Origin of the sequence: Streptomyces netropsis (genome assembly GCF_014203545.1) — a bacterium.
GTDB classification, from domain to species: Bacteria; Actinomycetota; Actinomycetes; order Streptomycetales; family Streptomycetaceae; genus Streptomyces; species Streptomyces netropsis.
The window spans coordinates 429,870-449,997 of record NZ_JACHJG010000005.1; the positions used below are offsets into that span (position 1 = coordinate 429,870).

Sequence of the window (20,128 nt, forward strand, 5' to 3'; positions counted from 1 at the left end):
CGGTACGGGCCGCTCGGAGTCGTGGGACTCCGGGCGGCCTGGTTCGTTCAGGCGTTGCGCCGGCCGTCGCGCTCCGCGAACAGGTCCGCCGCCGGTTCGGCCATCGTCACGGTCGGAACGCCTTCGGCGAGGACCGCCTCGACTGCGAAGCACTCCGTGACTACTGCGGGCGGCTGTTCTCGCGTACGCAGTCGAGGCACACCCACCCCTTACGGGCCACCAGCTTCGTCCGCTCCTTGGGGTGCTCACCGCACCATTCGGAGGGCCCGGACCTGTCGGGCAGATCGCGCTTGATCAGCAGCCCGATCATGAACCTGTTGGTCGGCGGCTCGTCCGGGAACGGCGTGTCGTCAGTCATCGCCTTTGTCGTCCTCCTCCGGCTCCGACACCGTCGTCTGTCGTCGCCATGCGAGTGGGTTCCTCTAAAGCTTGGCCGACCACGATCCGCGAGCCAGGTACGTTGAGCCATTCGGCTTGACGAAGACACGAGCTCCGCGCACCGGTAGTTCGCCATTGGCGAGCCAGTGGTCACGAACCGCATCGAGGGCGTCCCAGAGGCGGCGCGGCCCGCCTTGGTGGACGGTGGGCGAGTCCGTGCCGTGGGCGGTCGCGCGTGCCCAAGAGCCATCCGCGTGAGCCATGAGAGCCGTGCGGAACCCGTCCACTTCTTCGAATTCGTGCTCGATCCCCGGCGTGGTGACGTCGAGCATCGAAGCGAGGTCCCACGCTTCCGTCACCTGGACGACGGGATACCTGCCGGTCGTGATGTCCTCGCCGTCATGGTCGCGAGCAGTGGCGAGCAACTCGGCGAGGCCCGGCGGGTAATCGGCCCCGCTGCGGGCGTGCATGAAGCCGGCCCGGTCCCATTCGACGCGCCCGGACGCGCTCCCGTCCTCATTCTTGTCGGCGGTGATGAGAAGGGAGGTACCGGCGATCGTGGTCACCAGCCGGCCGCCGGGGTTCAGCGCTACGAGCCAGCTCGCGGGGATCGGCCGGACGGCGACAGTGGCGACGATGCGGTCGAAGCTGCCGGGAAGCTCGCCGGTGGCGTCGACGGTTTCGAGGGTGGGGTGCAGGCCCAGTTCGCCGAGGCGTTCCCTTGCGGCCTCGACGAGGTACGGGTCGACATCCATGCTGGTGACCTGTTTGTCGCCGAGGCGGTGGCACGCGAGACAGTCGCCGTAGCCCGGTCCCGTGCCGATGTGCCCGAGCGTGTCCTTGTCGCCGATTCGGGCGTGTTGAAGCATCTGGATGTTGAGGCTGGGCAAGGTCGAGGAGGAGGTCGGCCGTCCGGTCGGCCGTTCGTCGCCGGTCGCGTGGTCGGCGTGCAAGAGGCCGACACTCGTGACGAGTGTCTGGTCGCTGTACGCGACGTCGAGCCATCGCTCTTCGTCCGCCATCCCGTCCTGCACCGACCAGCCATCGGGGCTGCGCTCCCACCACCGTTGGACGAGTGCGTGTCGTGGGGTTCGGGCTACGGGGGCGCGCCATCGCGACGCGCGGTGGGTGACGCGCTCGGCAAGCGCCACGGCGTGAGGCTCCCACTCCATTGCGTTGCTCCTAATCTTCGTCGTCTTCTTCGTCGTCCGGGAATGATGGGGCGCAGGCCGGTGTGCTGGCGGGATCGCAGTCGTTGCTGTCGTCAGGTGTGCAGGCGTTGCGTGTGACGGGGATGCTCGCGGTGATCTGTGCCCACTTGTCGCCGGTGAGAACAGTGCTGAGTCCGTCCGTCTTCACGTTCCCGGCGAGCAAGTGCCGGGACAGAATGCATCCGTACACGTCTCCGTCAGGGGAGATCGCGGCCCGGTGGTGAAAGCAGCGCCCGCACAGCTCGTCGAGGCCTGGAGTGGGGACGTCAGGGTCGGCGGCGCGCCCGACCTTCCGCACGCGGTCGATCTTTGTGTGCTTCACACCAAGGGCGTGCAGTTCGGTCTTGGCCTCCCGGACGCGCTGGCTGGTGAGGACTTCGACAAGGCCGACGCGGAGAGGGATGCTGCGACGCACGGCTTCGATGATGTTTGACCGGGTGCGGACGTGGCTGCCCTTGGTCCGGGTGATCTGATCATGCTGGACCGGATCGTCGCTGTAGTAGCTGGTTGCCAGACGGACGCCTTTGCGCTCGAACAGGCGCCAGAGGGCGGGGCGGATGATGGCGAGATTTGAGTAGATCTCGACGCCGAGTTTACGGTCGAGGGCGTAGGTCACGAGGGCGGGTAGATGGGGCGACAGTGTGGGTTCGCCACCGATGAACTGCACCGCCGGGATCGCCAGTTCTGCGATGTCGTCGATGACCCTCTGCCAATCACTGAGGCCCATCGTTCCGTGGCTGACCTTCGGGCCCGACAGCGTGCAGCAGTGGCTGCACCCGTGATTGCAGAGCCCCGTGAGTTCGCACTCGACCGAATCGAGAACGACCCCAGTGGTTTGCTGTGCCTGCATTACAGAGGACATGGCTGTACCTCCTGCGGCTGTGGCGGGCCCGGGTGGCCCGCCGGGTTGTGGTGGGGCCCTTCCAAGACGGGCCCGCGTGCCGTGCGGTGGTTCAGCTGCCGGGCACTACGCGCATGTGCCTCGGCCGAGTGTTTGGCCTGTCCTGGCTGGGCATATCGCGCCGCACTCGCCCGCGTCAACGAGGCCCGGTGAGGACAGGGGCGTCGGGAGGTAGTCCGGCGGCATCCACACCGCGCGGTACTCGGTGAAACGGCGGACGGGGCAGTGGGGGCACTGTTCTACACCGTCGTCACTACGTACCCACCCGACAGGGTGTCGGCACTGCCCGGCGGTGCGGCTGAACACAGACCTTGAGGTGGGTATCCGGGCCGTCGCAGGAGGTACACCCGCGTGGTCCCATACGGAGCGCATGGTCAGCACCGTTCCGGACGGGCCGGTCAGTGCCACGTGAGCTCCGCCCAAACGGTCTTTCCGAGCGGCCGGTCATCGACTCCCCAGATTTCGGCGAGATGTTCCACGATGAACATGCCGCGCCCTCGCTGCCGTTCTTCTGACTCCGGTTTGAAGCGCGGCCGACGACGGGTGGGGTCGTGCACCTCGACGCGCACGCGGTTCGCCGAGGCCGAGATGGTCAGGGCGACTCTGTCCCCGGGCTCGGTGCCGTATCGGAAGGAGTTGGTCACCAACTCGGAGACGACCAGTTGCACATCGGCTACGTGGGCCGGGGCGATACCGGGTGCGTCGCGTTCAATGATCTCGAGGGCGTAGCCACGGGCCGCGCCAACCGATTCAGGGGCGCTCGGGAACGTGGTGTGCGAAGGCGGACCCACCGACGGACGGCGGGGGGACTGGGCCAACGGGCTCGGATACATGAACACCGTGCAAATCCCCTTACGGGCAGTGTCGACCAGCGCCGATCCATGTCACGGCAGTGATCGCACGATGACGTTTCGTAGTTTCAGGGTGCTCTCACTACTGCATCACCGCAAGCGTTTCTCACGTAAGAGTGAGAATTTGCAGGGACCTCTAAGGGTGACGGCGAACAAATGATCAGCACAGATGACATGGCCAGAGGGCAGGCGGCAGACTGGCAGCCAGAACGCAATGACGGAGGGTCACGTGAGCACACCAACAGTGCGTCGTCGCAGGCTGGGGGCGAAGTTGCGCGCGCTCCGCGACGTCTTGGGGCTCACCCTCGAAGAGGTTGCGGAGAAGTCCGCAGGCAAGATCACGGTAGCCAAGCTGTCCCGCTTGGAGACGGCTCGCACCGCGGCAAAGCCCGACGATGTCGAGATGCTCCTCAGTCTGTACGGCGTTGACGACCCGGAGCTTCAAGCGGCGCTGCTGGCCCTCGCGAGCGAAGGTGCGCGGCGCGGTTGGTGGCACTCGTACCGTGGGGTCCTGTCGCCGGTCTACGAGGATCTGATCTCTCTCGAAGCCGATGCGGCGTCGGCGCGGTCGTGGCAGATGGGCGCCATTCCGGGCCTGCTCCAGACCGCCGAGTACGCTCGCGAGATCATCACCACCACAGCCATGTCGGCTGCGGTTGAAGAACGGGTAGACGCGTTGGTCGAGGTTCGGCTTGCGCGCCAGGCGGTGCTCACGTCACGGGAGCGGCCTCTCGATCTGTGCGTGATCATCGCCGAGAACGCGCTTCACACGCGGTGCCTGGGCGAGGGAGTAATGCACGACCAGCTCACGCGCTTGCACACGCTGAGTCGGCGACCCAACATCACTATTCAAGTGATGCCGCCGGACGCCCCGCCCCACGTCGGGCAGATGGGGTCGTTCTCGATCCTTGGGTTCAACGGTCACGCCGACCTCGACGTCGTCCACGTGGAAAGCCTGACCTCGGCGCTCTACGTCGAGGACGGCGAACAGGTCGGCGTCTACCAGGACGCGTTCGATCGGTTGCGCGCCGCTGCGCTTCCGGCTGAAGCGTCCGCTGACCGCATCGCAGAGATAAGGAAGCTGGCATGAGCCACATAGACGATGCCTCGACTCTCCCCGTGAGCTGGTGGAAATCGACGGCATCCGGCGCGGTGTCCGACTGCGTCGAGTTCGGCATCGTCGACGAGCGGGTCGTCGCGGTCCGGGACAGCAAGAACCCGACGGGGCCGGCCCTGCTGCTGAGCTTCGGGCAGGTGCACGGCCTTGTCGCGGCGGTTCGCGACGGCAGATTCGAGTAAGGGCGCGATTGCTCCTGAACGGCACGAGTGGCCCACCCCCGCGGGATTCGGGGGCGGCCACTCGCTGTGCGGAGGAGGCGCTACCGATCGGTGGCCCGATACGGCAGCAGGGCCCGGACCGCGCGTCGCGGTCCGGGCCCTGCCCCGTGCGGTGCCGCCCTGCGGCGGCGGTGCGTCAGCTCTGTGCGGTGTCGTCGCCGGTGTCGTCGCCCGCCTGCCCGGCGCTCTCGGCTGCGGCTGCCTTCTCGCGCATCTTGCGCACCAGCTCCGCCTTCTGGTCGGCCGCACCCCGGCGGTCGAGGTTGCGGTGCGGACCGTTGTTCTGCCGTTCGGCGCGGGACTGCCTCTTGCGCTGGCCGCCGCCCTGGCCCACGGGGTTGTTGATGTTCTTGCTCACGGTCACGGGTTCTCCCGGTAATGATGGTGAAGTGATCTACGGATTCATCGGTGGGGGACGGGCGGCGACGTCGAAGGACGTCAGCAGGGGCCCATCACGCTCTCACTCGTAAATCGGCGCCTGGAAGAACATGACAAAGACGTTACCCGGTTCCGTCGGCCCCGCGCACCAGCCTTTTCGCCTCCCAGGGCGTTGTCGTGGCCGTGGGTGAGGTCGCCCCCGGCAAGGGGGGCCAGGGGGCGGTTCACGTGGGCTGTACGTCCGGATCCTGTGCGTGCGCGGAGACTGCCGGCTTTTGTTCACCCCCCGGCGCGGGGTCAGGGGCGCCCCGGTGGGTGCCTGGAGCGCCGAGCGGGGGGCTCCGAAGGCCCTCCGCGAAAAAGGTTCGTGAAATCCTTCACATGAAAAAGTGGCTCGACGGGCACCCACAGGGGCCTTCCGGCCCCCTTTCGGGGCCCGACAGGCCCTGGCGGCCGCAAACAGTCCGGTTTCATGCGGGTTAAAGGAACGTTTATGCACGCGGTCCCGTGCCACTGGTCCAGCCGCCGCGAAGGACGCAAGGCCAGTTCAGCAGGGGTGAACAACGGACGCGACCGAAGAGTGGTTCCCTTACGGGAGTATGGCGTGGGTCACGAGGGCGGCGGAGTGTAGCAGATGGACCCTCAGACCTTGTGAAGGGGCTCACGAGCACCCCTCCCGAGAGTGCTGGATACTCGAAACATGAGCACCACGGAGCGTCCACGGATCCTCGTAGTAGGCGGTGGGTACGTCGGCCTGTACGCGGCGCGCCGCATCCTTAAGAAGATGCGGTACGCGGAGGCGACCGTCACGGTCGTCGACCCGCGCTCGTACATGACCTACCAGCCCTTCCTGCCCGAAGCAGCTGCCGGCAGCATCTCCCCCCGCCACGTCGTGGTGCCGCTGCGACGCGTGCTCCCCAAGGCGGAGGTCCTCACCGGCCGCGTCACCACGATCGACCATGACCGGAAGGTCGCCACCGTCGCGCCGCTCGTCGGCGAGGCGTACGAGCTGCCCTTCGATTACCTGGTCATCGCGCTCGGCGCCGTCTCCCGTACCTTCCCGATCCCCGGCCTCGCCGAGAACGGCATCGGCATGAAGGGCATCGAGGAGGCCATCGGCCTGCGCAACCACGTCCTCGAGCAGCTCGACAAGGCTGACTCCACGACCGACGAGGAGATCCGCCGCAAGGCGCTGACCTTCGTCTTCATCGGCGGTGGCTTCGCGGGCGCGGAGACCATCGGTGAGGTCGAGGACATGGCGCGCGACGCCGCCAAGTACTACCCGACCGTCAAGCGCGAGGACATGCGTTTCGTCCTCGTCGACGCCGCCGACAAGATCCTTCCCGAGGTCGGCCCGAAGCTCGGCGAGTACGGCAAGAAGCACCTGGCGAGCCGCGGCATCGAGATCCACCTCTCGACGTCCATGGACTCCTGCATCGACGGCCACGTCGTGCTGAAGAACGGCCTCGAGGTCGACTCCAACACGATCGTGTGGACCGCGGGCGTCAAGCCCAACCCGGCGCTGGCCCGCTTCGGCCTGCCGCTCGGTCCGCGCGGCCACGTCGACACCTCCGAGACCCTCCAGGTCCAGGGCACCGACTACGTCTGGGCCGCGGGCGACAACGCCCAGGTTCCGGACATGGTCGGCCGCAACGCCGGCAACCCGAACGCCTGGTGCCCGCCGAACGCCCAGCACGCGCTGCGTCAGGCGAAGGTCCTCGGCGACAACGTGATCTCCGGCATGCGCGGCTTCCCGCAGAAGACGTACTCGCACGCCAACAAGGGCGCCGTCGCGGGCCTCGGCCTGCACAAGGGCGTCGCGATGATCGTCATGGGCAAGATGAAGATCAAGCTCAAGGGCCGTCTCGCCTGGTACATGCACCGTGGCTACCACGGCATGGCGATGCCGACCTTCAACCGGAAGATCCGCGTCCTGGCCGACTGGACGCTGGGCATGTTCCTCAAGCGCGAGGTCGTCTCGCTCGGTGCCATGGAGAACCCCCGCGAGGAGTTCTACGAGGCGGCCAAGCCGGCCCCGCAGGCCAAGAAGGCCGACGCGGAGAAGGCCAAGGCCTCCTAGCGTCAAGCCGCAGCACGTAGTCCGAAGGGCGTCCATCTTCCGTGGGGTGGGCGCCCTTCGGCATGTTTAGCGGCAGGGGAGTTGACCAAGTCTCAGGGGACGGGAGTACAGCGCGACCCGTAGGTGTTTAGGTGTCAGATGAATCTTTTCCTGGCGCTTCATCACGGAGGTGTGCGACATGGCCGACGCCGCTGGACGGCTCACCGCGCTCGCGGAGCAGGTACTGGGAGCCCCGCTCCCGGTGCGGCTCCGCGCCTGGGACCGCAGCGAGTCCGGCCCTCCGGGGACCCCGGTCCTGGTCATCCGCCGTCGTCGGGCCCTGCGCAGGCTGCTGTGGAAGCCGGGCGAGCTGGGCCTGGCCCGCGCCTGGGTCGCCGGTGACCTCGACGTCGACGGCGATCTCTACGAAGCCCTCGACCTGCTCTCCGGCTCCCTCTGGGAGCGCGGCGAGGACACCACCCGCACCTCGGGCCTCACCGCCCTGCTGAGCGCCCTGCGCGACCCGGGAACGCGCGCCGCGGGCATCGAGCTGATCAAGATCGCCGGGCCCGGGCTGCCGCCGACGCCGCCGCCCGAGGAGGCGGCCCGCACCCGCGGCGGCCGGCTGCACACCCCGCGCCGCGACAAGGCGGCCATCAGCCACCACTACGACGTGGGCAACACCTTCTACGAGCGGGTCCTCGGCCCCTCGATGGTCTACTCCTGCGCCTATTGGGAGAGCCCCGGCTCCACCCTCGAAGAGGCCCAGCGGGCCAAGCTCGACCTCGTCTGCCGCAAGCTGGCCCTCGAACCCGGACAGCGCCTCCTGGACGTCGGCTGCGGCTGGGGCTCGATGGTGCTGCACGCCGCCCGCGAGTACGGGGTGAGCGCGGTGGGCATCACGCTCTCCGAGGAGCAGGCCGCGTACGCCCGCAAGCGGATCGCCGAGGCCGGGCTGGCGGACCGCGTCGAGGTACGGGTCCAGGACTACCGCGAGACCTTCGACGGTCCCTTCGACGCCATTTCCTCCATCGGCATGGCCGAGCACGTCGGCTCCGCGCGCTACGCCGAGTACGCCGCCGAGTTGTACGGGCTGCTGAAGCCCGGCGGCCGGCTGCTCAACCACCAGATCGCCCGCCGGCCGCTGACGGACGAGGGGGCCTACGAGGTCGACGAGTTCATCGACCGCTACGTCTTCCCCGACGGTGAGCTGGCGCCCGTCGGCCGGACCGTCGGACAACTGGAGCGGGCCGGGTTCGAGGTCCGCGACGTGGAGGCGCTGCGCGAGCACTACGCCCTGACGCTGCGCCGCTGGGTGGCCAATCTGGAGACCCACTGGGACGAGGCCGTCCGGCTCGGTTCGCCCGGTCGCGCCCGTGTCTGGCGTCTCTACATGGCCGCGTCCGCGCTGTCCTTCGAGCGCAACCGGATAGGGGTCAACCAGGTGCTGGCGGTCCGTACGCCCGAATCCGGCGCGTCGGGGCTGCCGCTGCGGACCCGGGAGTGGCGGGGCTGAACCCGGACGAAGAAGGTCCGCTCCGTACGGAGAAGGCCCGGCCCGTACGGAGGAGGCCGGCGTACGAAGAAGGCCCGGTCCGCGCGACGGGAGGTCGCGCGGGCCGGGCCTTGTCCACGGGCGTCGCGGTCGGATTCGGGCCGACCGCGACGCCCGCGTCCGCTACTCGGCCTTGATGGCCGAGAGCATGTTCAGCCGGGCCGCCCGGCGGGCGGGCCACAGCGCGGCCAGCACGCCCACGGCGGCGGCCAGCAGCAGGAAGATCCCCATGCGGCCCCACGGGAGCACCAGCTCGTAGGTGGCCATGGCGTTGCGGATCAGCTCGCCGGCCGCCCAGCCGAGGAAGACACCGAGGCCGATGCCGAGCACACCGCCGAAGAGCGAGATGACCAGCGACTCCAGCCGCACCATCCGCTTGATGCCCTTGCGGTCCAGGCCGATGGCGCGCAGCATGCCGATCTCCTGCGACCGCTCGAAGACGGACATCGCGAGGGTGTTGACGACGCCGAGCACCGCGACGATCACGGCCATCGCGAGCAGCCCGTAGAGCATGTTCAGCATCAGGTTGATCGCGCCGGCGATGGACTCGGAGATGTCCTTCTTGTCCTGGACCAGGATGGCCGGGTTGTCGCCGAGGGCCTTGTGCAGCGACTCCTTGGACGCCTCGCTCACGCCGGCCTTGGTCTTGACCATGACCTGCTGGTCGGTGATCTCGCTCTGGTGCGGGGCGAGGGTCCTGGTGTCGACCATGATGCCGCGCATCAGGTCGTTGCCCACGTAGACACCCGAGACCGTGAGCTTGCCCCGCTTGCCGTCCTCAAAGGTGGTGTCGAGGGTCGAGCCGAGCTTCCAGCCGTAGCTGCGGGCGGTCTTGTCGTCGACGACGACCTTGTTGCCGGAGAGGCCGGCGAACGAGCCCTTGGTGAAGTCGAGCTTGGTGAGGTCGGTGATGGTCTTGCTGTTCACCCCGACCAGCTGCTGGAAGTCGCCGTCGATCCGGGACGGGGACTGGCGCAGCGGGCTGGAGGCGGTGACCCCGTCCAGCGCGGACAGCTTCTTCTCGACGTCCGGGGAGAGCGGGGTCCGGCTCGCCATGGAGACGATGTAGTCGGCCTTGATGGCCTCCGTGGCCATCTTGTCGATGGCCTTGGACACGCTGCCCGCGATGACCGTGAGGCCGGTGATCAGGGTGAGGCCGATCATCAGGGCCGAGGCGGTCGCGGCGGTGCGGCGCGGGTTGCGGACCGCGTTCTGCCGGGCGAGCTTGCCGGAGATCCCGAAGACGCGCAGCACGGGGGCCGCGGCGGCGATCAGCGGGCGGGACAGCAGCGGGGTGAGCACGAAGACGCCGACGAGCAGCAGCGCCGCGCCCATGCCGAGGATCGACTGGGTCTTCGAGACGAGGACGAGCGCGACACCCGCGGCGGCGAGGACGGCGCCGATGGAGTTGCGGACCACCAGCGACCGGGTGGTGGCCACGGCGTGCACGCTGTTCATCGCGGCGACCGGGGGGATCTTCGCGGCACGGCGGCCGGGCAGCCAGGCGGCGAGCATCGTCACGACGATGCCGACGACCAGCGAGCTGATGATCGCGGAGGGCGGGATCACGAGCGGGCCGTCGGGGACGGTGGCGCCGGTGCCGTTCATCAGGGCGCGCAGACCGGAGCCGATGCCGATGCCGGCCACGAGGCCCGCGACGGCCGCGACCGCGCCGACGACGAACGCCTCGATGAGCACGGAGCGGGTGACCTGACGGCGGCTCGCGCCGACCGCGCGCATCAGCGCCAGCTCCTTGGTGCGCTGGGAGACCAGCATGGTGAAGGTGTTGGCGATGATGAAGATGCCCACGAAGAGCGAGATGCCCGCGAAGATCAGCAGGCCGTCCTTCATGCCGTTCATGCCGGTGGCGATGATCTTCGCCTGGTCGTCGGCGAGCTTCTTGCCGGTGGTGGCCTCGGCGTCGCGCGGCAGGATCTTGTCCAGCTCGGTCTTGAGCGCGGTCTGGGACGTGCCGGGCGCGGCCTTCACGTCGATCTCGCTGAACCGGCCGGGCTTGGCGTAGAGCTTCTGCGCGGTCGGGGTGTCGAAGAGGGCGAGGCTGCCACCGGCGGCGACGTTGCCGTCGTCGGTGGTGAAGATGCCGGTGACCTTCTGCGGCAGCACCGGGCCGTTCACGGAGACCCGGACGGTGTCACCGACCTTGTAGCCCGCGCGGTCGGCGGTGGTGGCGTCGAGGGCGATCTCGCCCTTCGCCTGCGGCGCGCGGCCGCTCTTCATCGGGTAGCGGGGGTCCTTGCCGCCGGTGCCCGGGTAGTAGTTGGCGCCGGAGGAGGCGAAGCCCTCACCGAGGAGCTTGCCCTTCTTGTCCGATATCGCGGCGAAGCCGTTCACGGAGCCGGTGACCGAGGCGGCGCCCGGCACCTTCGCGGCCCGGTCGAGCAGGCCCTGGCCGAGGTCGGGCGCGGCACCGGGCTTGCCCTTGTCGCCGTCCTCCCGGTGGGGCTGGATGGCGACGTCGACGCCGGTGAAGCCCTTCTGGGAGCTCTTCTGGTACGCGTCCGAGATGGTCGAGGTGAAGACCAGGGTGCCGGAGACGAAGGCCACGCCGAGCATGACGGCGAGGACGGTCATCAGCAGCCGGGCCTTGTGCGCGAGCACATTGCGCAAGGCGGTACGGAACATGGTCAGTCCTGAGTGGGGTTCCCTCGTCCCTGTGACGGGTGAGGGGCGAGGGGGGACGAGAGGGAGGGGGCCCTGTGGGCGTCGGTTCGGGGGCTGCCCCCGGTCCTCAGCTCGTGCGGCCCTTGGCGTCGAAGCGCTTCATGCGGTCGAGGACCGCGTCGGCGGTGGGCTCGCGCAGTTCGTCGACGATGCGGCCGTCGGCGAGGAAGACGACGCGGTCGGCGTAGGAGGCGGCGACGGGGTCGTGGGTGACCATGACCACGGTCTGGCCCAGCTCGCGCACCGAGTTGCGCAGGAAGCCCAGCACCTCGGCGCCGGAGCGGGAGTCGAGGTTTCCGGTCGGCTCGTCGGCGAACATGATCTCGGGGCGGCCGGCCAGGGCGCGGGCCACGGCGACGCGCTGCTGCTGGCCGCCGGAGAGCTGGTTGGGCCGGTGCTTGAGCCGCCCGGAGAGCCCGACGGTGTCGACGACCATGTCCAGCCACTGCTTGTCGGGCTTGCGGCCCGCGATGTCCATGGGAAGCGTGATGTTCTCCAGGGCGTTCAGCGTGGGCAGCAGGTTGAACGCCTGGAAGATGAAGCCGATCTTGTCGCGCCGAAGGCGGGTGAGCTTCTTGTCGTTCAGCGAGGTGAGCTCGGTGTCGCCGATCCGCGCGGAGCCGCCGGAGACGGAGTCGAGGCCCGCCATGCAGTGCATGAGCGTCGACTTGCCGGAGCCGGACGGGCCCATGATCGCGGTGAACTCGGCCTGACGGAACTCCACGGACACGGCGTCCAGGGCGACCACCTGGGTCTCGCCCTGTCCGTAGACCTTGGTGAGGTCCGTGGCGCGGGCCGCCACCGCGGTGGTGCGGACGGCGGTCTGGACGCCGAAGGGGGTGGTGGTCACGGTGGAGCACTCCTGTCGGGACGAGGGCGGGGACGTATCTCCATCGTCCTGTGCGGATATGCCGCCGGGGTCAGACCCAGCTCCCGTTCCCGGGACAGACTCAAGGGGTAGCCGCCGAGCGGTTCGTCATCCTTTGGTAGGAGGGCGCCCCTGAGTGCCGGAGACGAGATTGCGACAATTGCGGGCGGCGCCGGGGGCGGGGGGATGGACAGGGGAGATCGGGGGAGATCGGCCTCTGGCATGTGCCAATGGCGTCATCCCTGCACTGATAGGCCCTCAGTTGCCAATAAAATAAGACAACCTCGGGTCATCGTTCCGCTGTTTGGGGGGCGCTCCCCGGATAGGCTCGTCCTGCTCTCTTCTGGTGAGGCGCGCGCGCCTCCCAGCCCGTTACGGCCCGAGAGCTCTGCCCGGATGGTGGAATGCAGACACGGCGAGCTTAAACCTCGCTGGCCTTACGGCCGTGCCGGTTCGAGTCCGGTTCCGGGCACCAACGCGCACCGTGCTGTATCCGCACACGGGCGCGGTCTCCGCCGGAAGCGGAATGTACCCCACCGTTTCTCGGTGTGCGACGCGTCACGTGGAACCGACCGGCTTCGGTTTGCGTTGTGAGGGAAGACGCGCAAAGAAAAGATCGTCCCCAAGCAGGAGGGCCATTTCTTTGCCTACCTATTACCCTTGTCGCAAGGCCGCGCAGGGTGGCCATGGAGGAGTGAAATGAGGAGCAGCAACCCGGTCTTCTCGCGACGGGGGTTCAGCCGCGACAACGGCGGCTACGCGGGCTTCAACGCGGGGCCGCAGGCCGGGGCCGCGACCCAGGGCAACCCCTACGCGACCAACCCGTACGCCGAGCCCACCAACCCCTACGCGGCGAACCCGTACGCGACCGGCGGGCCCGATCTGCAGCACGGTGCCCCGCAGGCTCCGGCGCAGCCCGGCCGGATGACCATGGACGACGTCGTCTCGCGCACCGGCATGACGCTGGGCGCCGTCGTCGTCGCCGCCGGTCTGGCCTGGGCGCTCGAGCTGCCCGTGGCGCTCGGATTCGGTGCCGGTCTCGTCGCGATGGTGCTCGGCTTCATCCAGGCGTTCAAGGCCAAGCCCGTCCCCGCGCTGATCCTCGGCTACGCCGTCTTCGAGGGCCTGTTCCTCGGCGTGATCAGCCAGGTCTACAACAACGTCGCGCAGGGCGCCCCGATGCAGGCGGTGCTCGGTACGACCGCCGTCTTCGTGGGTGTCCTGATCGCCTACAAGACCCGCCTCATCCGGGTCGACCGCAGGTTCGTCCGCTTCGTGATGGCGGCCGCGATCGGCTTCGTGCTGCTGATGGCCGTCAACATGCTGTTCGCCGTCTTCGGCGGTGGCGACGGCCTCGGCTTCCGCACCGGCGGTCTGGGCATCGTCGTCGGCATCGTCGGCGTGCTGCTCGGCGCGGCGTTCCTCGCGCTGGACTTCAAGCAGATCGAGGACGGCGTCCGCTACGGCGCGCCCCGCGAGGAGTCCTGGCTGGCGGCCTTCGGCCTGACGCTCTCCCTCGTGTGGATCTACACCGAGATGCTCCGCCTGATCTCGCTGCTGAGCAGCGACTGACGGCAACAGCAGTAGTAGTGGGAACCGGTCGCCATGGCGACCGGAAGGGCCCGGGAAGGCATCGCCTTCCCGGGCCCTTCGTCGTCTGTCGGGGGTCGTTTCGCCGGGTGTGCGGCTATCCCAGCTTCCGCGCCGCCCGCCGGAGGTCGTACTCGTGGACGATCGCTTTGGCGTGGCCGTATGCGAGGTCGTGCTCTCCCCGCAGCCAGCTGACCTTCTCCTCGAAGCGGAAGAGAGAGGGGCCTTCATCGACCGTGCGCAGCCAGTCGGCGATCTCGCGACCGGTGCATTGGGGGATTCGGGAGAGCAGATTCCGGTGGGTTTCGTCGGAGAAGACGTGGGTCATCGGCGCCTCCGGACGCGTCGAATGATGGTCCTTCATGTCACCGTGCCTGAGTGTTCAGGCGTTGGCAACAGTCGGTGGGCGGCGCATAGGCTCGCGGCGTGGATGATGTGACGCCTCTTCTGGCCGCTGTGGACGCCTTCGCCGACCGGCTGCGTGCCCTGCCGCAGTCCCGACTGAGCAGGGGGGCGGCGGCGGAAGCGCTGGCCCTGGCCCGAGACCTGGCCGCCTGGACGCAGCGGATCGAGGAGCCGGGGACGGCCGCGCCCAGGGAGATGCCGGAGGCCGGCATGTTCGCGGTCGCCGACCAAGTGGCCGTGGCCGGCCACGATTTGGCCGAAGCGCTGGCCCTCGGCGGTGGGGATCCGGCCGCGACGGGTCCGGGGGTGGCCGAGGCCGTGGCCCTCGTCGAGGCCGCGGCGAAGCGCTGCGGCCTGTAAACGCCTTACGGAGGGCGGCGGAAGGCCCGCCGGGCCCCCGGGGCGTGCGGGAGTGCGTACGGGCCCTGCCGGGCCCGTGAGGGGCCTACAGGGAGGCGATGACGCGGTCGGCGAGGACGTAGACGTTCCCCGACGCGCAGCCGAACGTCAGGGCGTACGCGCCGGAGACCCCGGAGCCGCCCAGCAGGACGGGGGCGTCGCCGGTGCGCAGTGCGTCCGCGAGCTGCTCGGCGGTCTCGCGGTGGCCGGGGGTCATGCAGATCGTGGTGCCGTCGGCGAAGACGTACACGTCGAGGGTGCCGAGCGGTCCGGGGCGCACGTCGGCGAGCGGCATCCGCGTCTCCGCCAGCTCGGCGAGCCGCTCGACGGTGCGCTCGTGATCGTCGACCTGGGGGAACGGCGAGAAGTCCGGGTGCGAGGGGTGGCGCCGGCGCGCGGCGGCCAGCTCGGGCGATTCGGCGGCCTCCGCGTCGGCGACGGCCTCGGCCGCCTCGGTCAGCGGGTCGGTGCCCGGCAGCGGCTCCAGACCGGCGAGGTCCGCCTGGCGGGGCACGAAGAGCCCGCCGTAGGGGCCCTCGGGCGTCAGCAGGTCGTCACCGAGGCCGGCCAGGCCGCCCAGCAGGGACGGGGCGTCGGCGGCGTCCCGGGCCTCCTGTGCCGCCCAGAAGGCGCGAGCCTCGGCCAGCTCCCGCTCGCGCTCCTCGGCGAGCGCGTCGGCAACGGCCGCGCGTATCTCGGAGAGCTCCGCGACGGGGGCGGTCCGGGCGGCGGGCACCGGCGCGTGGACCGGGCGGTCCGCGGTGGCGGCCGCCAGCTCGACGCGCAGGGCGGTGATCTGCCGGCGCAGACCGCGCGTGGTGTGGAGGGCGGCGGCGCCCGCCGCCGTCGCGGTGGCAGCGGCAAGCAGCAGGGCAAGGGACATGGCGCTCACTGACGTACTCCCGGTTGCAATAGATCCCCCGAATTCCTACCTCAGCTTCGCGCGCGATGCCCCCGGAGCGTAGTGCAAAACGTCATGAAACGGGCGGGACCAAGGGCCTGGACGTTGTTCCTTCAACGACTCTGACCTGGGGAAACGAATCTCCCCCGGGACATTGGTCACATCCTGGGGGAGATTCGGTCACGTTCCCGCACGGCCACGCCGGAGGCCGATATGGGGTCAGATGTGCGTCGAGCGGGAGACCTTGCAGGTCAGCTCAGACTCAGCTCAGCCGCTCGATCACCATGGCCATGCCCTGGCCGCCACCGACACACATCGTTTCCAGGCCGAACTGCTTGTCGTGGAACTGGAGCGAGTTGATGAGCGTGCCGGTGATGCGCGCGCCGGTCATACCGAAGGGGTGACCCACGGCGATGGCGCCGCCGTTGACGTTCAGACGGTCCAGGTCGATGCCGAGGTCCCGGTACGAGGGGATGACCTGCGCCGCGAACGCCTCGTTGATCTCGACCAGGTCGATGTCGCCGATGCCCAGCCCGGCCCGCTTCAGGGCCTGCTTGCTGGCCTCCACCGGCCCGTAGCCCATGATCTCGGGGGACAGGCCCGAGACGCCGGTCGAGACGATCCGGGCGAGCGGGGTCAGGCCCAGCTCGCGCGCCTTGGTGTCGGACATGATCACCAGGGCGGCGGCACCGTCGTTGAGCGGGCAGCAGTTGGCCGCCGTGATCAGACCGTCGGGGCGGAAGGCGGGCTTCAGGCCCGAGACGCCCTCCAGGGTCACACCCGCGCGCGGACCGTCGTCCTTGGTGACGACCGTGCCGTCCGGGGTGGTGACCGGGGTGATCTCGCGCTCCCAGAAGCCGTTCTTGATGGCTTCCTCGGCGAGGTTCTGCGACCGTACGCCGAACTCGTCCATGTCCTGGCGGGTGACGCCCTTGAGGCGGGCCAGGTTCTCGGCCGTCTGTCCCATCGCGATGTACGCGTCCGGCACGAGGCCGTCCTCGCGCGGGTCGTGCCAGTCCGTGCCCTCCTGCGCGGCGCGCTCGGCGGTGCGGGCCTCGGCGTCCGCGAAGAGCGGGTTGTGGGTGCCGGGCAGGCCGTCGGAGGAGCCGTTGACGGACCGGGAGACCATCTCGACGCCCGCCGAGATGAAGACGTCACCCTCGCCCGCCTTGATGGCGTGCAGCGCCATCCGCGAGGTCTGGAGCGACGAGGAACAGTAACGGGTGATCGTGCAGCCCGGCAGGTGGTCCATGCCCATCTGCACGGCCACGATGCGGCCCAGGTTGTGGCCCTGCTCACCGCCGGGCAGACCGCAGCCGAGCATCAGGTCGTCGATGTCGCGCGGGTCGAGCTCGGGGATCTTGGCGAGCGCCGCCTGGATGATCGTGGCGGTCAGATCGTCGGGGCGCAGGTCCTTCAGCGAGCCCTTGAAGGCGCGGCCGATGGGGGAGCGGGCGGTTGAGACGATCACGGCTTCGGGCATCACGGCTCCAAGGGGCGAGTGAAGGTGCGGCGCGCAGCGCCTCGTTGAGGGGTGGTGGCCGGGTGGCGGGCGGGATGGACTCAACTGGAAGTTACCCGCACGTAGGGCCATGGTCACCGACTCCGTGCTGTGATGCGGGCCTCTTTTCTAAGCGGCTGCTCAGGCGGGGTGCGGGTGCGGCGGGGCCGGCCGCCCGGCACCACCGCACCCGCCCGCCGCTCAGGCCTCGCGCCGCGCCCGGGACCAGACGTGGTGGGGCGTGGCCTCCGTGTGCGCCGGCAGGCGCCGCCGCCTGCGGTGCTTGAGCAGAGCCCACCGGCCGCGGGCCGCCGTGACCTCCGTACCGCCCTCGGCCGCCGCCTCGGCGGCCGCCCGGGCCACGGGCAGGATGCCCTCGCGGCGGGTCGCGTCCGGCCGCTCCTCGTCCTCCGGCCAGAAGCCCAGCGCCGCGCACAGGGTCGGCAGCACCGCCATGGCCGCCGTCGCGTACCCCTCGGCCGAGGGGTGGTAGTTGTCCGGGCCGAACAGCTCCCGCGGGTTCTGCTCGAACTCCGGACCCAGCAGGGCGCCCAGCGAGACCGTGCGGCCGCCCGCCTCCAGCACCCCTATGGTCTGCGCCGCCGCCAGCTGGCGGCTCAGCTTCCGGGCCAGCCAGCGCAGCGGCTGGTACACCGGCTCGATCGTGCCCAGGTCGGGGCAGGTGCCCACGACCACCTCGCAGCCCGCCTCCCGCAGTCTGCGCACCGCGTCGGAGAGCAGCCGCACGGACCGGGCGAAGGGCATCCGGTGGGTGACGTCGTTCGCCCCGATCATGATCACGCAGACGTCGGGGATCCGGGCCGGATCGGACAGCAGCACGGTGACCTGCCGCTCCAGGTCGTGCGACTGCGCACCCGACAGCGCCGCGTTGCGCAGCTCCACGGGCCGCTCCGCGACCGCCGCGAGCCCCGAGGCCAGGAGGGCCCCCGGCGTCTGCCGGGGGCGGTGCACGCCCTGCCCGGCGGCCGTGGAGTCGCCGAGCACGCCCAGCAGCAGCGGCTCGTGCCCCAGCCGGTGGACGAAGGAGGAGCCGTAGCGGCCGTCCGCGCGCGGCGGGGCGTCGTTGTGCCCGCCGACCACCCGCCGGGCCAGCGCGACCTCCGTGAGCAGCACGCCCAGCGCCGCCCCGCCCAGCAGTCCGACCCCGCCGCCGCCGTACGCGGCGGCGGCCGCGATCCGCCGTGCGACCCTCGCCCTCGACATGGACATAGGCCCGGGCCTCCTCCCGATCCACCGCCGTGCACCCTTGCCCGACCGTGCTAACAGCTTGTTGCCCCGAGCGCCCGCCCGCGCAACGCGCCGCTAGTGCACTCGGCGGCGCAATAGGCTGGATGTATGGGTACGCGACGACCGCTAGTACCCCCGACCGCGGAGATCACCGTGCAGTATCACGATTCGATGATTGAGCTCGTTGGCAACACCCCGCTCGTGAAGCTCAACAGCGTGACCGAAGGCCTTCAAGCCACCGTGCTTGCCAAGATCGAGTACTTCAACCCCGGCGGCTCGGTGAAGGACCGTATCGCCGTGCGGATGATCGAGGCCGCCGAGAAGTCCGGGGAGCTGAAGCCCGGCGGCACGATCGTCGAGCCGACGTCCGGCAACACGGGCGTGGGCCTTGCGATCGTGGCTCAGCAGAAGGGCTACAAGTGCATCTTCGTCTGCCCGGACAAGGTCTCCACTGACAAGATCAATGTGCTGCGGGCGTACGGCGCGGAGGTCGTGGTCTGCCCGACCGCGGTGGACCCCGAGCACCCGGATTCCTACTACAACGTTTCCGACCGACTCGTTGCGGAGACCCCCAACGCCTGGAAGCCGGACCAGTACAGCAACCCGAACAACCCCCTCTCCCACTACGAGTCCACCGGCCCCGAGCTGTGGGAGCAGACGGCGGGGAAGATCACCCATTTCGTCGCGGGCGTCGGCACCGGCGGCACGATCAGCGGCACCGGCCGCTACCTCAAGGAGATCAGCGGCGGCCGGGTCAAGGTCATCGGCTCGGACCCGGAGGGCTCGGTCTACAGCGGCGGCTCCGGCCGTCCGTACCTGATCGAGGGCGTCGGTGAGGACTTCTGGCCGACCGCCTACGACGGCACGGTGACCGACGAGATCATCGCGGTCTCCGACAAGGACGCCTTCCAGATGACCCGCCGCCTCGCCAAGGAGGAGGGCCTGCTCGTCGGCGGCTCCTGCGGCATGGCGGTCGTCAGCGCCCTGCGCGCCGCCGAGGGTCTCGGCCCGGACGACGTGGTCGTCGTCCTGCTGCCCGACAGCGGCCGCGGCTACCTCAGCAAGATCTTCAACGACGAGTGGATGGCGGACTACGGCTTCCTGGAGGAGGCCGGCGACGCCGCGCGCGTCGCCGACGTGCTGCGCCGCAAGGAGGGCGACATGCCCTCGCTGGTGCACATGCACCCCGAGGAGACCGTCGGTGAGGCCATCGAGGTGCTCCGCGAGTACGGCGTCTCGCAGATGCCCATCGTGAAGCCGGGTGCGGGGCACCCCGATGTGATGGCCGCCGAGGTGATCGGCTCGGTCGTGGAGCGCGAGCTGCTGGACGCCCTGTTCGCCCAGCGTGCCTCCCTCTCCGACCCGCTGGAGAAGCACATGTGCCCGCCGCTGCCGCAGGTCGGCTCCGGCGAGCCGGTCGCGGACCTGATGGCCGTGCTCGGCCAGGCCGACGCGGCGGTCGTCCTCGTCGAGGGCAAGCCGACCGGTGTGGTGAGCCGTCAGGACCTGCTGGCCTTCCTGGCGGAGGGCGCGGGCGGCGCCAAGTAGCGCCGGTGGCCTGCGGGCCAACGGACGGGCCGTCAAAGGCACGTACAAGTCACGTGCTCGCAGCACGGACTTAACAACGGTCCGGCATATTGAGGGGTGTCGGCACGGGCTTTCCGCCCGGGCCGGCACCTCACAAACGGCGGCAGGAATTCCGGAGCGGCTCCCGGACTCCAAGGTCGCCCGGACGCGGACGCCGGTTCGGACCGCGTCCTCAGGGGGACCGCCGTCGTCCCGACCCTGGCCTCGGCCGGTGGTGCGGCGGTCCCCCCTTTTTTTGGACTCGTTCGCCTCCGGGGCTCTGATCCCCTGTCGACA

The 20,128-nt window shown here is 69.6% G+C and carries 19 protein-coding genes, 1 tRNA gene and 1 pseudogene; 8 read left to right on the forward strand and 13 right to left on the reverse strand.

Features of this window, described 5'->3' with window-relative positions:
• Nucleotides 1-47 precede the first annotated feature (47 nt).
• From FHS38_RS15415 to FHS38_RS15435, 6 genes and pseudogenes are all read right to left on the reverse strand, one after another.
• A pseudogene (locus FHS38_RS15415) lies at nucleotides 48-140 on the reverse strand (type II toxin-antitoxin system Phd/YefM family antitoxin); the annotation flags it as partial.
• A gap of 20 nt (nucleotides 141-160) precedes the next feature.
• Nucleotides 161-358 carry a hypothetical protein gene (locus tag FHS38_RS15420; protein WP_184734091.1) on the reverse strand — a complete coding sequence of 66 codons (198 nt, stop codon included), beginning with the start codon at nucleotides 356-358 and terminating at the stop codon, nucleotides 161-163.
• Nucleotides 359-422: 64 nt separating this feature from the next.
• A complete protein-coding gene (locus FHS38_RS15425) occupies nucleotides 423-1,529 on the reverse strand; it encodes a methyltransferase domain-containing protein (RefSeq protein ID WP_308433537.1) in 1,107 nt (368 codons plus the stop codon).
• A 31-nt stretch (nucleotides 1,530-1,560) separates the two neighbouring features.
• Entirely contained in the window at nucleotides 1,561-2,451 is an 891-nt protein-coding gene (locus FHS38_RS15430; protein WP_184734093.1) for a radical SAM/SPASM domain-containing protein, read from the reverse strand.
• A 105-nt stretch (nucleotides 2,452-2,556) separates the two neighbouring features.
• Complete coding sequence (locus tag FHS38_RS36340) at nucleotides 2,557-2,862, reverse strand: DUF6255 family natural product biosynthesis protein (protein ID WP_373301819.1); 306 nt, start codon at nucleotides 2,860-2,862, stop codon at nucleotides 2,557-2,559.
• A 26-nt stretch (nucleotides 2,863-2,888) separates the two neighbouring features.
• Complete coding sequence (locus FHS38_RS15435; protein WP_184734190.1) at nucleotides 2,889-3,323, reverse strand: ATP-binding protein; 435 nt, start codon at nucleotides 3,321-3,323, stop codon at nucleotides 2,889-2,891.
• Between the two features lie 247 nt (nucleotides 3,324-3,570).
• On the opposite strand from FHS38_RS15435, the gene FHS38_RS15440 reads away from it, so the two are divergent.
• Entirely contained in the window at nucleotides 3,571-4,431 is an 861-nt protein-coding gene (locus FHS38_RS15440; protein ID WP_311775274.1) for a helix-turn-helix domain-containing protein, read from the forward strand.
• Nucleotides 4,428-4,640 (forward strand): DUF397 domain-containing protein, encoded by a 213-nt coding sequence (locus tag FHS38_RS15445; RefSeq protein WP_184734095.1) that lies wholly within the window; start codon nucleotides 4,428-4,430, stop codon nucleotides 4,638-4,640. Before FHS38_RS15440 ends, FHS38_RS15445 begins: the two co-directional genes overlap by 4 nt.
• Nucleotides 4,641-4,815: 175 nt before the next feature.
• On the opposite strand, the gene FHS38_RS15450 is transcribed toward FHS38_RS15445, so the two are convergent.
• Nucleotides 4,816-5,043, reverse strand: coding sequence for a DUF6243 family protein (locus FHS38_RS15450; protein ID WP_184734096.1), 228 nt, complete (start codon nucleotides 5,041-5,043; stop codon nucleotides 4,816-4,818).
• Between the two features lie 714 nt (nucleotides 5,044-5,757).
• On the opposite strand from FHS38_RS15450, the gene FHS38_RS15455 reads away from it, so the two are divergent.
• Both FHS38_RS15455 and FHS38_RS15460 read left to right on the forward strand, forming a co-directional pair.
• Nucleotides 5,758-7,137 carry an NAD(P)/FAD-dependent oxidoreductase gene (locus FHS38_RS15455; protein WP_184734097.1) on the forward strand — a complete coding sequence of 460 codons (1,380 nt, stop codon included), beginning with the start codon at nucleotides 5,758-5,760 and terminating at the stop codon, nucleotides 7,135-7,137.
• A gap of 178 nt (nucleotides 7,138-7,315) precedes the next feature.
• Complete coding sequence (locus FHS38_RS15460) at nucleotides 7,316-8,632, forward strand: class I SAM-dependent methyltransferase (protein WP_184734098.1); 1,317 nt, start codon at nucleotides 7,316-7,318, stop codon at nucleotides 8,630-8,632.
• 162 nt (nucleotides 8,633-8,794) lie between these two features.
• On the opposite strand, the gene FHS38_RS15465 is transcribed toward FHS38_RS15460, so the two are convergent.
• Nucleotides 8,795-11,314, reverse strand: coding sequence for an ABC transporter permease (locus FHS38_RS15465; protein ID WP_184734099.1), 2,520 nt, complete (start codon nucleotides 11,312-11,314; stop codon nucleotides 8,795-8,797).
• A 106-nt stretch (nucleotides 11,315-11,420) separates the two neighbouring features.
• Nucleotides 11,421-12,203: an ABC transporter ATP-binding protein gene (locus FHS38_RS15470; RefSeq protein WP_184734100.1), complete on the reverse strand. Its 783-nt coding sequence runs from the start codon at nucleotides 12,201-12,203 to the stop codon at nucleotides 11,421-11,423.
• A 408-nt stretch (nucleotides 12,204-12,611) separates the two neighbouring features.
• Here FHS38_RS15470 and FHS38_RS15475 point away from each other — a divergent pair.
• Together FHS38_RS15475 and FHS38_RS15480 are read left to right on the forward strand one after the other, a co-directional pair.
• A tRNA-Leu gene (locus tag FHS38_RS15475) sits at nucleotides 12,612-12,696 on the forward strand.
• 224 nt (nucleotides 12,697-12,920) lie between these two features.
• Nucleotides 12,921-13,793, forward strand: coding sequence for a Bax inhibitor-1/YccA family protein (locus FHS38_RS15480; RefSeq protein WP_184734101.1), 873 nt, complete (start codon nucleotides 12,921-12,923; stop codon nucleotides 13,791-13,793).
• Nucleotides 13,794-13,908: 115 nt separating this feature from the next.
• On the opposite strand, the gene FHS38_RS15485 is transcribed toward FHS38_RS15480, so the two are convergent.
• Nucleotides 13,909-14,139, reverse strand: a complete 231-nt coding sequence (locus tag FHS38_RS15485) for a DUF4287 domain-containing protein (RefSeq protein ID WP_184734191.1) — start codon at nucleotides 14,137-14,139, stop codon at nucleotides 13,909-13,911.
• A 98-nt stretch (nucleotides 14,140-14,237) separates the two neighbouring features.
• Here FHS38_RS15485 and FHS38_RS15490 point away from each other — a divergent pair, with 98 nt between their 5' ends.
• The gene (locus tag FHS38_RS15490) at nucleotides 14,238-14,576 is read left to right on the forward strand and encodes a hypothetical protein (RefSeq protein ID WP_184734102.1); all 339 of its coding nucleotides are present in this window, start codon (nucleotides 14,238-14,240) and stop codon (nucleotides 14,574-14,576) included.
• A gap of 85 nt (nucleotides 14,577-14,661) precedes the next feature.
• On the opposite strand, the gene FHS38_RS15495 is transcribed toward FHS38_RS15490, so the two are convergent.
• The 3 genes from FHS38_RS15495 to FHS38_RS15505 all read right to left on the reverse strand — a co-directional run bounded on the left by FHS38_RS15495 (nucleotide 14,662) and on the right by FHS38_RS15505 (nucleotide 18,247).
• A complete protein-coding gene (locus FHS38_RS15495; RefSeq protein ID WP_184734103.1) occupies nucleotides 14,662-15,507 on the reverse strand; it encodes a hypothetical protein in 846 nt (281 codons plus the stop codon).
• Between the two features lie 271 nt (nucleotides 15,508-15,778).
• On the reverse strand, nucleotides 15,779-16,999 hold the full coding sequence (locus tag FHS38_RS15500) for an acetyl-CoA C-acetyltransferase (protein ID WP_184734104.1): 1,221 nt from the start codon (nucleotides 16,997-16,999) through the stop codon (nucleotides 15,779-15,781).
• A gap of 219 nt (nucleotides 17,000-17,218) precedes the next feature.
• Nucleotides 17,219-18,247 carry an SGNH/GDSL hydrolase family protein gene (locus FHS38_RS15505; RefSeq protein WP_184734105.1) on the reverse strand — a complete coding sequence of 343 codons (1,029 nt, stop codon included), beginning with the start codon at nucleotides 18,245-18,247 and terminating at the stop codon, nucleotides 17,219-17,221.
• A gap of 171 nt (nucleotides 18,248-18,418) precedes the next feature.
• Here FHS38_RS15505 and FHS38_RS15510 point away from each other — a divergent pair, with 171 nt between their 5' ends.
• A complete protein-coding gene (locus tag FHS38_RS15510; protein WP_184734106.1) occupies nucleotides 18,419-19,813 on the forward strand; it encodes a cystathionine beta-synthase in 1,395 nt (464 codons plus the stop codon).
• Nucleotides 19,814-20,128 lie beyond the last annotated feature (315 nt).